At 38.6% G+C, this 14033-nt stretch carries 15 protein-coding genes; 10 read left to right on the top strand and 5 right to left on the bottom strand.

Annotation, left to right across the window (positions count from 1 at the left end; genetic code table 11):
* Positions 1-3: 3 nt before the first annotated feature.
* The 3 genes from LIQ05_RS01140 to LIQ05_RS01130 all read left to right on the top strand — a co-directional run bounded on the left by LIQ05_RS01140 (position 4) and on the right by LIQ05_RS01130 (position 3693).
* Positions 4-645, top strand: coding sequence for an ABC transporter ATP-binding protein (locus LIQ05_RS01140; protein ID WP_009245407.1), 642 nt, complete (start codon positions 4-6; stop codon positions 643-645).
* Between the two features lie 73 nt (positions 646-718).
* Positions 719-2239 carry a DUF6034 family protein gene (locus LIQ05_RS01135; RefSeq protein ID WP_117636856.1) on the top strand — a complete coding sequence of 507 codons (1521 nt, stop codon included), beginning with the start codon at positions 719-721 and terminating at the stop codon, positions 2237-2239.
* Between the two features lie 494 nt (positions 2240-2733).
* Positions 2734-3693, top strand: a complete 960-nt coding sequence (locus LIQ05_RS01130; protein ID WP_226817998.1) for an ATP-binding cassette domain-containing protein — start codon at positions 2734-2736, stop codon at positions 3691-3693.
* Positions 3694-4029: 336 nt separating this feature from the next.
* Here LIQ05_RS01130 and LIQ05_RS01125 read toward each other — a convergent pair whose 3' ends face one another.
* Positions 4030-6273, bottom strand: coding sequence for a tetratricopeptide repeat protein (locus LIQ05_RS01125; RefSeq protein ID WP_147598263.1), 2244 nt, complete (start codon positions 6271-6273; stop codon positions 4030-4032).
* 268 nt (positions 6274-6541) lie between these two features.
* Here LIQ05_RS01125 and LIQ05_RS19615 point away from each other — a divergent pair, with 268 nt between their 5' ends.
* Positions 6542-6676, top strand: a complete 135-nt coding sequence (locus LIQ05_RS19615) for a hypothetical protein (RefSeq protein ID WP_255646893.1) — start codon at positions 6542-6544, stop codon at positions 6674-6676.
* Between the two features lie 40 nt (positions 6677-6716).
* Here LIQ05_RS19615 and LIQ05_RS01120 read toward each other — a convergent pair whose 3' ends face one another.
* Positions 6717-7325: a GNAT family acetyltransferase gene (locus LIQ05_RS01120; protein ID WP_117636858.1), complete on the bottom strand. Its 609-nt coding sequence runs from the start codon at positions 7323-7325 to the stop codon at positions 6717-6719.
* Positions 7318-7503: a hypothetical protein gene (locus tag LIQ05_RS01115; RefSeq protein ID WP_117636859.1), complete on the bottom strand. Its 186-nt coding sequence runs from the start codon at positions 7501-7503 to the stop codon at positions 7318-7320. Before LIQ05_RS01115 ends, LIQ05_RS01120 begins: the two co-directional genes overlap by 8 nt.
* Before the next feature lie 294 nt (positions 7504-7797).
* On the opposite strand from LIQ05_RS01115, the gene LIQ05_RS01110 reads away from it, so the two are divergent.
* The 5 genes from LIQ05_RS01110 to LIQ05_RS01090 all read left to right on the top strand — a co-directional run bounded on the left by LIQ05_RS01110 (position 7798) and on the right by LIQ05_RS01090 (position 11765).
* Complete coding sequence (locus LIQ05_RS01110; RefSeq protein ID WP_226817997.1) at positions 7798-9792, top strand: recombinase family protein; 1995 nt, start codon at positions 7798-7800, stop codon at positions 9790-9792.
* 114 nt (positions 9793-9906) lie between these two features.
* Positions 9907-10086: a hypothetical protein gene (locus LIQ05_RS01105; protein ID WP_055199999.1), complete on the top strand. Its 180-nt coding sequence runs from the start codon at positions 9907-9909 to the stop codon at positions 10084-10086.
* 125 nt (positions 10087-10211) lie between these two features.
* A complete protein-coding gene (locus LIQ05_RS01100; RefSeq protein ID WP_226817996.1) occupies positions 10212-11000 on the top strand; it encodes a ParA family protein in 789 nt (262 codons plus the stop codon).
* 5 nt (positions 11001-11005) lie between these two features.
* Positions 11006-11401, top strand: coding sequence for a C-GCAxxG-C-C family protein (locus tag LIQ05_RS01095; RefSeq protein ID WP_226817995.1), 396 nt, complete (start codon positions 11006-11008; stop codon positions 11399-11401).
* 52 nt (positions 11402-11453) lie between these two features.
* Entirely contained in the window at positions 11454-11765 is a 312-nt protein-coding gene (locus LIQ05_RS01090; RefSeq protein ID WP_226817994.1) for a hypothetical protein, read from the top strand.
* 123 nt (positions 11766-11888) lie between these two features.
* Here LIQ05_RS01090 and LIQ05_RS01085 read toward each other — a convergent pair whose 3' ends face one another.
* A complete protein-coding gene (locus tag LIQ05_RS01085; protein WP_226817993.1) occupies positions 11889-12338 on the bottom strand; it encodes an Rrf2 family transcriptional regulator in 450 nt (149 codons plus the stop codon).
* A gap of 453 nt (positions 12339-12791) precedes the next feature.
* Between LIQ05_RS01085 and LIQ05_RS01080 the strand changes: the two genes are divergently transcribed.
* Positions 12792-13418 carry a DUF3786 domain-containing protein gene (locus LIQ05_RS01080; RefSeq protein WP_226817992.1) on the top strand — a complete coding sequence of 209 codons (627 nt, stop codon included), beginning with the start codon at positions 12792-12794 and terminating at the stop codon, positions 13416-13418.
* Here LIQ05_RS01080 and LIQ05_RS01075 read toward each other — a convergent pair.
* The gene (locus tag LIQ05_RS01075) at positions 13340-13987 is read right to left on the bottom strand and encodes a TetR/AcrR family transcriptional regulator (RefSeq protein WP_226817991.1); all 648 of its coding nucleotides are present in this window, start codon (positions 13985-13987) and stop codon (positions 13340-13342) included. The genes LIQ05_RS01080 and LIQ05_RS01075 overlap by 79 nt on opposite strands.
* Positions 13988-14033 lie beyond the last annotated feature (46 nt).

Raw genomic sequence — 14033 nt, 5'->3', positions numbered from 1 at the left:
AAAATGGAATATGCAATCAGGTTGAAGGGACTGACAAAATCCTTTCAAAAAGAAAAAGTATTAAAGAACATTACCCATGATTTTGAAAAAGGGAAGATTCATGGGATTATGGGGTTTAACGGTTCAGGGAAAACCGTAATGTTTAAATGCATCTGTGGATTTTTACAACCTGAGAGCGGCACAGTGCTCGTAGGGGGAAAACAGATCGGGAAGGAGCTGGACTTTCCAGATTCCGTAGGCATTATCATTGAAAACCCTGGCTTCTTTCTGGATCTCAGCGGTTTTGCGAATTTAAAGAGACTGGCGTCTCTGAAACACCGTATTTCCGATGACGATGTGAGGGCGACGATGCGTGCCCTAGGGCTTGATCCTCTGTCTAAAAAGAAGGTAGGACAGTATTCTCTTGGAATGCGTGAACGTCTTGGTATCGCACAGGCAATCATGGAAGATCCGGAGCTTTTGATATTGGACGAGCCTTTTAATGGTCTGGACAAGCAGGGGGCAGGAGAGGTCTGCGAGCTTTTGCGGGGATTAAAGGAACGAGGGAAGACTATTCTTATCGCAGCACATAACATGCTGGAGATCGAATGGCTCTGCGATACGATCTGTGAGATGGATGCAGGTGTCCTGACGCAGATAAAATAAAAATACGGGGGAAAGAGTTTATAATTGAAGTTTCGTGAAAAAGCGACAATTCTATAAGATATATGGAGGAAAAATGAAAAAAAGTGTTTTAGCAATTATGGTAGGTGCGTTGTGTATTATTCTTTCCAGCTGTCAGGAAACACCAGAGGAGAGTTCGGTAGTCAGCAAAGTGGATGGGATTAGCGAGGCGGCTGTCTGTGAACCTCTTAAAAAAGGAGAAAAGAGAGAGACAAATGTTCCAACGCATTGGAAATTTGAAGAAAAGAAAAGCAACGACCGTGTGGTTATCCAGGCAGATATTAAGTTGGCCGAACAAAGCATTGGCAATCTTCCAGTCATAGAGATGCAAAATCACGAGTTAACGCAGGAAGAACTGAATGGATTGATTGATTATTTTACGGACGGTGAGGAACTATATATGCCACAGATGGTGACAAAGGATGCGTATCAGGAAGTGTTAGACAGGATTTCCAGCAAGGAAGGAAGTTACTTGCAATCAGCATATTCTACATCGATTGCAGGGATTCAAAACGCAACCCGAGAGGGGATGGAGCTTGCACCGGATGAAGCGTCTGCACCGGAAAAGATGGAGATAAAATTTCAAAAAAAAACAGAGGATCACGGTGTGGAAGCGGCACGGAGTTGGATGAGTACTGAATTGGAAAACACAGATACAGAGGATTATTTTACTGCAGATGTGGGCGAGGACAGGAAGGCATATATAGAAGCAGAGCGGTATAATCAGGAAATTGACAATGACAGTAGTTTTCTCTGGATGGAGGGTTCTAATTTTATAGAAGAAGAAACAATAGAAACTGAGGAAATGCAGAGTGAGTATTACAGTAGCTTTGGCATGGATACCAACGGCTATACAGAGAAATTTCATGAACTGGCAGATGCGTATCGAAAGTGCATGGACAAGATCACCTTTACAGAGGAAGATGGAAAGGAACAGGCAGAACAAGTTTTAGAGGATTTAGGTATCGATGGAATGGGCCTTGTAGATTCTGATCGTACCGTGTGGTTCCCGAATGGCGCATGTTCAGAGCGCAATGGTCTGGGACTTGGTAGTGATGCTTTGTGGCAGGGAGATCTGGATAGAGGATTACCGGGATATCTGTATTGTTTTTCGAAAAGTGTAGAGGGTATTACTTCAGTTCCTGATGGCGTGGTTGCGGAAGAAACAGTGGATAGTTATGTGCCTCCGTTCCAGGTAGAAACAATCTCTATTCTGATAACAGAGGAAGGAATTAAATATTTTAAATGGGATGGGATATCGGAAGAAGTCTGTACGGTGACGGAAAATACAAAGCTTCTGCCTTTTGAAAAAATACAGGCAAAGCTGACAGATCAGATTTTTTATTGGTATTCCGGAAAAGGCCAGTCTGCCAACGACACTACCGCACTGGAGTATGATGTGGTAAACGCAAAATTGCAGTATACTTATACCACAGCCTATCAGGAGCCGAAACACGCATGGTTGGTTCCAGCATGGATTTTTACTGTCAGGGAAAGTATTGGTGGAAATTCTCTACAGGAGCTTTCTTATGTGATCAATGCTTATGATGGCAGTGTGATTGGAGAAGCATATTAGGGTTCAGCGACACTTGAATTTTTATTGACCATAGAATTACAAGGTTTATCATGAGAATAATAAATATGCGATATTTGGCTTGGATATATAACAGGTAAGAATAGGAATAGTGCAAATGATTAAGCTCGCATTGATTGATAACGGTATACCTTATCATATGAGAAATAACAGGAATCAAAGGATTGTTCATAAATCTTTTTTGGCTTCTAAATGCGATCCAAGTGAGTATAAAGACGATAAATCATTCCATGGCGCTGTATGCGTCGGAATTATCACAAGCATATGTAGTGATATAGAATTATGGGACTTAGTCAGAACGGTTATTACGCAATAAATCTGCAGAAAAATCCTTTAGATGAAAATGTAATTCCTTTAGAATATTATGACGATTCCAATGAGTCATTGAACGATATCCTTTATACAGTATATATAGCTTATGAACCTGATATTATTCTTTTGAATCAAGAGGAAGAAATATTTGAAAGTAGTAAGGCATGCTAGATGAATATAGTACTGTCAGTGTTGTAGTAATAGACACGGTTGTAAATGCGTTATTATATATATTAAGTGGGCTTTTTATAATAAAAGGAGAATTCACTATAGGCGGAGCATTTGCTTTTATTACATATAGTGCATATGTTGTAAATCCAATTTCAGCATTGATAAACATTAAATATTATTTTGCGCAAATTGAGCCATCGGCAAAACGTCTTTTTGAGTTATGGGGACAACCGGAAGAATTGGAAATGAAATTATGTGAAATGAAACCTGAGAAAATTTATCAAGATAGGGATATGGTTTTTGAAGTAAAAAATCTTGTCTTTGGTTATGAACCAGGACACCCTATTTTAAATGGTATTTCACTATGTGTAAAAAAAGGGGAACGAATTGCGATCGTAGGAGAAAATGGAAGTGGCAAATCAACACTTTTGAACCTTTTGGCGGGATTCTACCGGCCACAAAAAGGAATAATAAAATTGTATGGAGCTCCTGTGGAATTGATGGATATACAAGATATGAGAAATAGAATTGCGGTTATAAGCCAAAGGCCATATCTATTCCAAGGGACTATAGAGGAGAATGTTAATATCGATGGAAAGGCGTCAAGAGATGCAGTTGTTGAAGCATGTAGAAAAAGTGGTGCTTTAGGTTTTATTGAAAAATTGGATCATGGATTTGGACAAAAAATTGGACAAGATGGTGCAAAACTTTCTGGAGGAGAAAGACAAAAGATAGCTGTAGCTAGGGCTCTGCTGAAAAATGCAGACATTTTACTTATGGATGAGGCTACAGAAGGATTTGATGTTGAATCAAATGAAGCTTTACGTGAGTTATTACATAGTGAATTAAAAAATAAGACTATCGTTTTTATTACGCATAAGTATAAAGAACTGGAAAGTGTTGATAAAGTATATCGCCTTTCAAAAGGAATTTTAGAATTGGTGCGGAGTTAGAGATATAAATTTCTAATAGAACTGAGCCACTATGCATTTGACATATTGTATCAAACAGTAGGTTGATGACGAGATGATTGTAATGTATCGCAGATTGAACAAGCAGAGGAGCATATTTACAAGTTCTCAGGCATTGATGAAGGCAATATACCTAGACTATAAAAAATTTGAGATAGGAGGAGCGAAAAGTGTCAAAAAAAGAAAAGTGATCCTTATGTAAACGCTCCATGTCTAAGAAAAAATGGAAATGGACAAGCGCCTAGTCTTGGAGTGTATCTCAAAACTAGGCGTTTACATTATTGAGGCAATATATTTTACAAGTGTTTGTAGGAACCGTTAGTGCTTGGTGAGAAGAATACTTTTTGCCAGAGCAATTCCAGCTTGTGGATACAATTCTTGAATTGCTTGATATTTTTCTTCAATCAATTCGGGTTCGTCTGCCCATATATCCTCATAAATTTTCAAGGCTTTTTTAAAATGGGTTTTCGCTTGCGAAATATTTGCAGTGATCAGGCAGATACTTCCAAGGGATTCCTGTACCTGGGCATAATCCAAACAGTGGTTTGAATTATATTCTTTGATAATCTGTGCTAATTTCTGAAGAGCAGACAGGGCAAGGTCAGGTTCTTGTATTTCAATTAAGAGGACAGCATAATTATTAATCTGGGGAATGCTGTCATTAGTATAAAGAAGCTGGTATTGTTCTAAAAGAGAGATACCCATTTTCATGTGTTTTTTAGCCAGATCAAGCTGTCCGTTTGTTCGGTAAAGTCCTCCAAGATTGGAATAGAGGTTGGAAACAAGGTGGGCATTTTCTTTTGTGATTTCTTTTATTTGAGCAAGTGCTTCTTTTTCTAATTTTATCGCTTTTTCTGTTTGGGGTTCCAGAGTTGCCTGATAATCCAATAGTAAGGCACGGTCAGAGGCAGTCCCGTAAGTACTTGCTTTTACAAAATGCTGTAGTTCTTGGACAATTTTTTTCATGCCCTTTTGATAGCGGTACTTCTCCATATATGGAAAAACATCTTCTAAAAATAACAGGTATTGGGGAATATCATCCTTTTCAATGAATTGGATGATATTTTCTGCTGTCTGAAATAATTTTTTATAATAGCTAACTTCAATGCCATGCATTAAACATATTTTTCGCAGAGAATCCAATAACGTGTGGCAGCTTGTAATAGAAGGTGCGGTCTCGGAAACGGCAATTTCCTGAATCAGTGGATGTAGAGAAATAGTATGCCGGAGACTTGACTGTACAAAACCTGTCTCAATCAGATCGTTGATATCATTTAAATTTCTTAATTGAAGCCATTCAGCCCAAAGCCGTGCAGAGATACCACCAGAAGGAAGAAAGCACAGATTACGCATGATTCCCCTTTGTTCCTGGGAGAGAGAATAGAGGGAAAATAGGGTGTGAATATGGTAATAGTAGGTTGCATTACTGCTCTGTCCGTCTTTGAAGGCTTTGATTTTGTCCTCATTTTCGAGAGAAGCCTTTTCTCTTTGAAGCTTTTCTAGTAATTGCTGCGGAGCTAAAATTCCGTTTTCCAGAAGCTTTGCTGCTAATTCTACGGCGAAAGTATGACGATGAACGGTTGCGATGATTTCATCTACAAGTGACCGATGTTCTTCGGCTTCCGAATAAAAGGAAGATACCAGTTGAAACAGGCTGGATGATTCTTTAATCTCTTTTAAGTGCAGGGTACAGTAACTATCGAATTTGCTTCTTGTTGTAAAAAGAATCCGGCAGCGGTATTTTAACATTACGGACAAAAAGGAGTCCTGTGTTGCGGTTGCATTGAAGTTGTCTATGATGATTAAAGTATCATCTTTCAAAGAACGAAGGAAACGGTTGTGTTTTCGGAAACGTTCTTCTTCGGCATCTTCAGGTAAATCATCAGCAAAATCCATATCCGTAACAGATTGATGTAAATCTCCGGCATATTCAAAATACAGGATGTTTGTGTAATGCTTTTTATAGTACTTTGCATAGGATTTTGCCAGTTCGCTTTTCCCGATTCCGGCAATTCCGTAAAGAAATACTTTGCTATTATCTTCCAGAAGGGAATGTAATTCTGTTGTTTCATCTTCTCTCCCTACAAAATGGCGGCATGGTCTTGGGACTTCACTATCCATAATATAATCCAGTACCATTGGTGAGAGGGAACCACCTGCGATCAATTTCTGGTTTTTGGTATCACGTTTAATAAACGGGCGTTCCATACCAAAAGAAATTAGCTTTGCCAGAAACAGCAGACGTAAATTGGCAGGTTTGTATAGAGAGGTAAGCTCTGCTTTTTTGGCCTCAGAAATTGAAGAATCATGGATAAATAAGGTATAAATATCCTGAAGTGCTTTGTCGCAGTCAGCCATTAAGGGGACAATATTTTGGTGTATAGTTTTCGCCAGTTTTTCCTGATTGCTTGGTCTTGCATAAAAAGAAGATATTTTGGGACTGATTTTCGCCTGGCCTGTCATCCAGCGGCAAACCAGACCATTATCCAAAGTAAATTCTTTGTTTTCAGGACTGTCTAAAAAATCTTCAAATATTTCATATAAAAATTCAGGCTGGCTCATCTGATTGCTTTCACTGATTTGGTTTTTTAAATATGTCATTATCGAACTAAAATCACAACGATCCAATAGGCATTTCCTCTTTTCTATAGATTAAATTAAGTGAACAGGTTTGAATAAGTATATCATACCACGAACATATATTCGGTTCAAGATAAATAGAGATTTTCGTTACATGATTTTCTCAATTTACGGTCAATTCCGGTTCAATGTTGTTTATGAAGAAATTCTGTAAAATAAGCTCAGATTAAAACAATGACAGGAGGAGCTTATGCAACAGAATATTGAATTTGAGCGGTGCATTGATTTTCTGGTACGGATGATTGATAAGTACGGCGATGAAGTCCTCCGGGAGTTGGAGGAAGAAAAACAGAATAAAGAAGAAAAAGAAGCGGCAGTTTCCTGAAATACTAAATGTAAATCAGACTGCCGCTTTTTATGTGTTTTCAGATGAATTTCAAAAGCTGATATAGAGTGTGAGGTTCATTGTTCTGGGAAGCGGTAATACGGGTATCAAATGGCTTGAAATGATTTTGTGTATAAAAGCTCAGAAGAAATTCATTATCTTCGCATTCAAGAAATTCCATAACGCCGCCTACGGAATATTTGAGACCGGATATGGTTTCCAGTGCAAATCCCAGCAGGATGTTTCCAGGGATTCGTTTTTCCTTTGGTAGAGAATAGTTCTTTCCTAACTGTGCAATCAGGTAAGCTGCTGTGTTGTAAGACTGTGTTTCTTCATCCAGAATACTGACACGGGACAGCTTCTTTGCCATCGTCTTACTGATATTTGAAGCCCGGACAGATATTGGCTTTACTGTAAGAGAAAAATAGCCGACCAGTGAAGCATCTTCGGCATCGAATACCAGATAAGTGATAGATTGATCTTTTTTGGTAAACTCAACCGCATTATGTAATAAAAAGTATTCCACATCGGGATTTTGGGGACAAGAAAAATCGGAGAGCAAGTCGTAAAGACTTTCCTCTCCGATATATGTCGGTTCGTCTTTATCCAAATATGCCCGAATATTAACGGTAAAATATTTATCAGACATGTTTTTTCTTCCTTTTTGACATTAAAGCTAAGATTTCCTGTGGGTTTGTTAACTGACGTCCGGGAAGTGCCTGCTTTGGTGTGCGGTCACGATCGGCTTCGTCAATCGCTGCGACAAAACGCTTTACACTATTTGGATTGGATACGACAAAATTATGAGTAATACTTGAAGTAGCCATACTAACACCTCCTCTATTTCTGGCTTTTTGTGTATTTATAGTATATGCAATGTGTGATGAAAACACAATATCAAAAACTGAAATAATTTCTAAATAATTTTCAAGCCGGATATTTATTAGATGCTTCCGGTAAGTGGACGATATTTTGATAACAGATATTCTCTATATCTAATTTAATTATACAAGTGACAGAGAAATGCGTCAACATGGAAAATAAGTATTGAAAAGAATTGGAATAAGTACTAAAATAAAGTTGGGACAATAAAGCGGAGTTACTATATAGAGGAAAAGACTATGAAGAATATAAAAATTAAATGTAATATCTATACCAGAGTATCCACAACCATGCAGGTAGATGGATACAGTCTGGATGCTCAGAAAGAAAAATTAAGGCGTTATGCAGAATTTCAAAATATGGAAATCGTAAATGAGTATTCAGATGAAGGTAAATCTGGAAAAAGCGTGGAGGGAAGACCTGAATTTCAGAGAATGCTGGATAATATAGAGAATGGCACAGATGAGATACAGTTTGTACTGGTATTCAAACTTTCCAGATTTGGCCGTAATGCGGCAGATGTGTTAAACTCTCTGCAAAGAATGCAGGATTTTGGAGTGAATCTGATTTGTGTTGAGGATGGGATTGACAGCTCCAAAGATAGTGGAAAGCTGATGATTTCCGTTCTGTCTGCGGTGGCAGAGATTGAAAGGGAAAATATCCTTGTCCAGACAATGGAGGGACGTAAACAGAAAGCCAGAGAAGGGAAATGGAACGGTGGATTTGCTCCATATGGCTATGAACTGGTAAATGGAGAATTACAGATTGCAGAGGATGAAGCAGAGGTCATACGTCTGATTTATGATAAATTTATTCATACGAATATGGGAATTGCTGCGATCGCCATATGGCTGAATCAGCATGGATATAAAAAGAAAAAGAGACAGAATAATACACTGGATGCATTTGCCGCTTCTTTTATAAAAGGTGTTTTGGACAATCCGGTTTACTGTGGAAAACTGGCTTACGGACGAAGAAAGAATGAAAAGGTTGCTGGAACACGAAATGAATACCGTATTGTAAAACAGGAGAATTATATGTTATATGATGGTATTCATGAAGGGATTATCTCAGAGACAGATTGGGAACTGGCACATCAGAAAAGGGTAAAAAATGGAGTGAAATATGAGAAAATCCATAGCTTAGATCATGAACATATTTTATCCGGAATCTTGAAATGTCCGCTATGTGGAAGTGGAATGTATGGAAATGTGAACCGAAAGAAAAAGAAAGATGGAACTTTGTATAAGGATTATTTTTATTATGCCTGCAAACACCGTCGTTTAATGAATGGTCACAGATGTGATTACCATAAGCAATGGAGCGAGGATAAGGTCAATAATGCAGTTGAAGAGGTTATCCGGAAACTGGTACAGAATCCCAAATTTGAAGAAGCGATCCGAAAAAAAATCGGTTCAAGGATTGACACAGATGAAATTGAAAGAGAAATCGAAAATTTGGAAAAACAGCATAGGCAGTTGACAGGAGCAAAGGCAAGGCTAGGCCAACAGATGGATAACCTGGATATCATGGACAAATTTTATGAAAAGAAATATCAGGATATGGAGACAAGGTTATATCGGCTGTATGATGAAATTGAAGGCGTGGAAAATAGCATAGAAGAAGTTAAAAAGCGTTTGCTGAATATCCAGCAGCAGAAAATATCAGAAGAAAACGTCTATCAATTCCTTTTATATTTTGATAAACTATATGATAAGTTCACCGACTTGGAGAAGAAAGAATTTCTCAACAGCTTTGTAGAACGTGTGGACATTTACGATCAGGAGCAGCCGGATGGCAGATTCCTGAAGCACATAAAGTTCCGTTTTCCGGTGTATTTTGGAGACAGGGAAACACAGGAACTTTGTTGGGACAACGAAAGTACCGTTGAGACGGTAGTACTGCTTTCCCACAAAAAGCCAGACGGACATATCAACGTAAAAGTTGAGTTTGGCGAGGGTGAGGGAAAAGTTCCACTTGATAATATTGCTAAAAGAGCGGAAAGCTATAAGCCCAAAGAACGAGTGACCTACAAAATGATAAAGGAGTACATAGAAGCTAAATACGGCTTCAAAGTACATACCGCATATATCGCAGAGGTAAAGAGAGATTTAGGCTTGCCGATGTACGATGCTCCTAATGCGGTAGAGGAATTGAAACAGCCGAGGAAGCATCCGACAGTGGAGAAAGTGGAAGCGATAAAGGATGCGTTGAAGCATTTTGAAGTGATTTAATGAGGATAGGCGTATCATTAGAAATAGTGGTACGCTTATTTTTGTCCTTTTTCGCAGATTTGTCCTTTCCCCTGCTTTCCAATATAATGAAGCTAAAGAAGTGGAGGTGTGCTTATGAGAGAGAAATTTAATCATCTGTATTTGGATAGCCACGAAAGAAAACTTTTGATACATAGCCTTGTAGAGTTAAAAAATCAACTTATTCAGCAAGACAGATATACGGATTGCATTGACGAGCTTATTTTTAAGGTCACAAATGCACCGACCAAGAGAATGAAAATTGAATATGTCTAAGGCAGATTACAAAGCCGCTTATTCTTATTGATTTTAAGAGTAGGCGGCTTTTTTGCGTTCTCTGGTACTGTTTACATAGCCACCTTGACAAAGTGGCTAAATCTATGCGAAAGGAGGACGCATTTATGTCAAATTGCAAAGTGATTGCTCTGACTAACCAGAAAGGCGGTGTCGGAAAAACAACAACAGCGGTCAATCTGGGCGTAAGTCTGGTGCAGCAGGGTAAAAAAGTCCTGTTGATTGATGCCGATGCACAGGCAAATCTCACGATGGCTCTGGGTTATAACAGACCAGACGATATTCCCATAACGCTCTCTACTGTGATGCAGAACATCATAGACGATACAACGCTTGATGTTTCACAGGGTATTATCCACCACAGAGAGGGCGTTGACCTGCTTCCGTCAAACATTGAGCTGTCGGGCTTTGAGGTAAGGCTAATCAATGCAATGAGCCGTGAGCGTGTGCTGAAAACCTATGTCAAGAACAGATGTCATGACGAGGTCTATCCTAATCAAAAAGCAGTTCTCGCCATGACAGAAGAGGAAGTAAACGGAAGAGTACCTAAAGAATTACTGCCGAAATGTCCAAAATGCGGTGGAGATATGGAAGTAAATTGGGGTGAGATGTCCTCGTTTACAGAAACGAAAAATTGGAAGGAAAAGGCTGCCCGCTATCAAGAATTTATTCAGAATTTACATGGAAAGAAGCTGGTAATTCTGGAATTTGGCATTGGTTGGAGAAATCAGATGATTAAAGCTCCTTTGATGCAGCTAGCAGCAGTAGAACCACAGGCAAGATATATCACATTTAACAAGGGCGAAATTTACATTCCAGAGGAAATCAAAGAAAAATCCATCGGTGTGGATGGTAATCTTACGGTAGCGTTAAAGGAAATCAGAAAGGAAATCTAAGGAAAATGACAAGAGAAGAAAAAGCAGTATATTACAAACATAATGGATTTAATTGCTGTCAGTCGGTTATCAAGGCAATGCTTGATTTATCAGATTCTGATAGGGAAATACTGACGAATGCTGCATCCGGATTCGCGGTAGGTATGGGAGGTATGGAAGCAACTTGTGGTGCATTGATTGGAGCAACCATGATGGCGGGAATTGTAAAGCCGGGGAAGAAAAGTGCGATAACGGCACGGGAGATATTAAACAAATTTCAGGAATATTCAGGTGCAACCATATGTAAAGACCTAAAGGGAAAGGATACAGGTGTTGTACTCTGTGAATGTGATGATTGCATTCGCAATGCAATACGGGCTTTTGACGAGGTGTTGCCGATGGAATCAGAAAGGGAAGGATAGACTAAGTAAGGTGGTTAAAGATATTACAGTTGTGAGATAGGAGAATGAAAAAATGAGCTGTTATGAAAATTTGGTAATGAAAACACAAATGAACTATTCCAGACACTATAGTACCTATGCATCCGGCGGTACTGCTGTAGTGTTGAGCAAACAAAAACCACTTTCTTATGAGGAACAGATTCAGGAATTTGTTCGCAGAGTGCAGGAGGCAGAGTGTATCATAGTAGGCGGAGCATCCGGTTTATCAGCAGCTGGAGGAGGTGACTTTTATTATAGTGATACCCCTTCTTTTCGTGAACATTTTGGAAAATTTGCAGATAAGTATGATTTGCAGAAAGCAAAAGAGGAAAGTGCATTTGTATAGGATACTTGTTCTTGATATTCCACTTGATGGAGAAACATTAGAATATTGATTGATACAAAACTGCACTCAGGGATATTGAGTTTTCCAAAATTATCACAAAATGTTTCCTGCCTATTTCTCCTGTCATATAATGTTTTGCAAATTATTTTGCATGGATGTTCGCTGATAATAGGTATTTATGATATCCTGTAAAGTAATCGTATTCATTTTTCCTTCAGCAGTTTTTTGGATTTCATCATAGAATCCCTGCAAAGACAACTGAATATTAATGCCAATGCCGCAATCAGGGTTGGTATGAGTATCTAAATGAAGCAGAGGGTTCTCGCCTTCAACTGCTTTATAAATATCCAGCAATGTGATCTGGTCTGCTGGTTTTGAAAGAGAAGGACGGGCATGTCCGGCTACACTGGTCATAAGTCCGGCTTTTTTTAGTTTTAACATAAGCTGGCGTACAAAGCCGGGATTTGTATGGACACTTTCTGCAATTGAGGCACTGGAGAGAGATTTTTCCTGGTTGATAGCAATCAGAACCATCACATGAACAGCATCGCTTAATTTCGTTGAGTATTTCATGATAAGAAACTCCTTGTAGAATGATATAATGATTTTGTTTTCACATTTTTGAGACAAAATATTTCTGATTTGTCAAAAACATCTCAAGTTCTCAACAGTTCTTTTTAATGTGTTGAGAACTTGTACATATTTTTTATTTTGACGATTGTAAATAATATAATTACAACTATAATGAAATTTGAAGGAAAAGTCAACACAGGAATGAAACCTACGGAGGATTATCTAATATGTTGATCGTAGGCATGCAGGCTTAAAAATAAGAAATGGCCATGTCCAACATGTCCGAATTGCTGTTTCCGAGGAAAAGATTATGAAACCATGACTGAGGTAATGAATTTTGTCCAGGAATGGATAAAAGAGAATCCGGACAAAGCCAGATTTATGAAATCACCAAATTCTTGCATAAACATTGATTATTATATGATGCGATAAAATATTCACAAAGGAGAATTTATGGAATATAAAAATCAAACAGAAAATCGTGCATTTCGGGAAATGCTGCAGGCAGCAGTAAAACGGCTGCAAAATCGTTCTGGAGAGGATCTTGCTGCAAAAAGTGGGGCTGTTTTTCACAGCAGCCGAAATATGCTTGAGGTACCGAGTTTTCACGAAGTGATTGAAATTCAACTTCCTGAGTTTTATATTAACTCAAATATGGATGAATGGCATTATCTGACATTGCTGCATTATCTGGATATGGCCGATGGCACAGAAGGCTCACATAAGCTCATTACTTTTGGTAACCTGAAAGATGGATTGATTCGAGGAACCAAGTTTGACCGGACTGCAGAGCAGAAACTGGAAAAGCTTTTGCAGGATAAAGATCCTGAGAAAATTCAGAAAGCATGTAAAAACCTGGGTGCAGAATTCGCAGAGACAAAGGCGGATCTGTGTGCTGTTTTTCCAGTTCTGCCAAGATATCCGGTAACTTTAAAGATATGGTTTGCGGATGAAGAATTTCCTGCATCGGGAAAACTATTTCTTCAAGATCATGCCGATCATTATCTGAGTGTAGAAGATGCAGTAACAGTCGGAGAAATCTTGCTACAAAAATTATCGGAAGCATTTTCTTCTCTCTGATCATGAATCAGAAAACTTTCCAGCCCGGCTTTGATAAAACTGTCGATTACTGTCTGAATCTGTTTCCAGTCATTACAGTGATTGCGGAGCATCAGCCTGTTGATGGAAAGGCAGCCATTCATTTGAAAATAAAAAACCGATTCTGCCTGCTCAAAGGTCAGGAGGCTGTGTGACATAAGCCAGGTCACATAGCCTTCTTTTGTATTTGCTGCTATTTTTTCCAAAAGAATGGGAGCGATTGTGTCATCCAGAAACAGAGATCTATATTTTGTTTCCATTTGAATCTTTTGGCAGAAGGGATAGGAACAGCTTTTCTGGTTTGGGCAAAATAAATGTTCTACCGTTGTTTTCATATCCTGTGCTATATCATTTAAAATATCTTCCAACACGTCATGGATATCGTAATAATGCAGATAAAAAGTACCTCGGTTTATTTCAGAAATTTTACAGATTTCAGTGACCGTGATTTTTGTGAAATTTTTCTGCTTTAATAATTCTAAAAAAGTTTCTTTTATAGTTTGCCTGGTATATCTGGTACGGCGGTCCTGCTTTCTTGCTTTTTCCGACATAATGTCCTCCATTGAATGTATGCTTTACAATGTATCATTTCTCAAC

It is taken from the genome of Blautia glucerasea (assembly GCF_020537505.1).
Classification (GTDB): Bacteria; Bacillota; Clostridia; order Lachnospirales; family Lachnospiraceae; genus Blautia_A.
Note: the sequence above shows the minus strand (reverse complement) of the source record. Positions and strands in the feature narration are given on the sequence as shown.

Excerpts from the sequence above, each read along its gene's own strand:
- LIQ05_RS01135 (WP_117636856.1), top strand. The coding sequence starts at position 719 with ATGAAAAAAAGTGTTTTAGCAATTATGGTAGGTGCGTTGTGTATTATT.
- LIQ05_RS19615 (WP_255646893.1), top strand. The coding sequence starts at position 6,542 with ATGCAACAGAATATTGAATTTGAGCGGTGCATTGATTTTCTGGTACGG.
- LIQ05_RS01110 (WP_226817997.1), top strand. The coding sequence starts at position 7,798 with ATGAAGAATATAAAAATTAAATGTAATATCTATACCAGAGTATCCACA.
- LIQ05_RS01085 (WP_226817993.1), bottom strand. The coding sequence starts at position 12,338 with ATGAAATACTCAACGAAATTAAGCGATGCTGTTCATGTGATGGTTCTG.
- LIQ05_RS01125 (WP_147598263.1), bottom strand. The coding sequence starts at position 6,273 with ATGAGCCAGCCTGAATTTTTATATGAAATATTTGAAGATTTTTTAGAC.
- LIQ05_RS01140 (WP_009245407.1), top strand. The coding sequence starts at position 4 with ATGGAATATGCAATCAGGTTGAAGGGACTGACAAAATCCTTTCAAAAA.
- LIQ05_RS01080 (WP_226817992.1), top strand. The coding sequence starts at position 12,792 with ATGGAATATAAAAATCAAACAGAAAATCGTGCATTTCGGGAAATGCTG.
- LIQ05_RS01100 (WP_226817996.1), top strand. The coding sequence starts at position 10,212 with ATGTCAAATTGCAAAGTGATTGCTCTGACTAACCAGAAAGGCGGTGTC.
- LIQ05_RS01095 (WP_226817995.1), top strand. The coding sequence starts at position 11,006 with ATGACAAGAGAAGAAAAAGCAGTATATTACAAACATAATGGATTTAAT.
- LIQ05_RS01090 (WP_226817994.1), top strand. The coding sequence starts at position 11,454 with ATGAGCTGTTATGAAAATTTGGTAATGAAAACACAAATGAACTATTCC.
- LIQ05_RS01130 (WP_226817998.1), top strand. The coding sequence starts at position 2,734 with ATGCTAGATGAATATAGTACTGTCAGTGTTGTAGTAATAGACACGGTT.
- LIQ05_RS01105 (WP_055199999.1), top strand. The coding sequence starts at position 9,907 with ATGAGAGAGAAATTTAATCATCTGTATTTGGATAGCCACGAAAGAAAA.
- LIQ05_RS01115 (WP_117636859.1), bottom strand. The coding sequence starts at position 7,503 with ATGGCTACTTCAAGTATTACTCATAATTTTGTCGTATCCAATCCAAAT.
- LIQ05_RS01120 (WP_117636858.1), bottom strand. The coding sequence starts at position 7,325 with ATGTCTGATAAATATTTTACCGTTAATATTCGGGCATATTTGGATAAA.
- LIQ05_RS01075 (WP_226817991.1), bottom strand. The coding sequence starts at position 13,987 with ATGTCGGAAAAAGCAAGAAAGCAGGACCGCCGTACCAGATATACCAGG.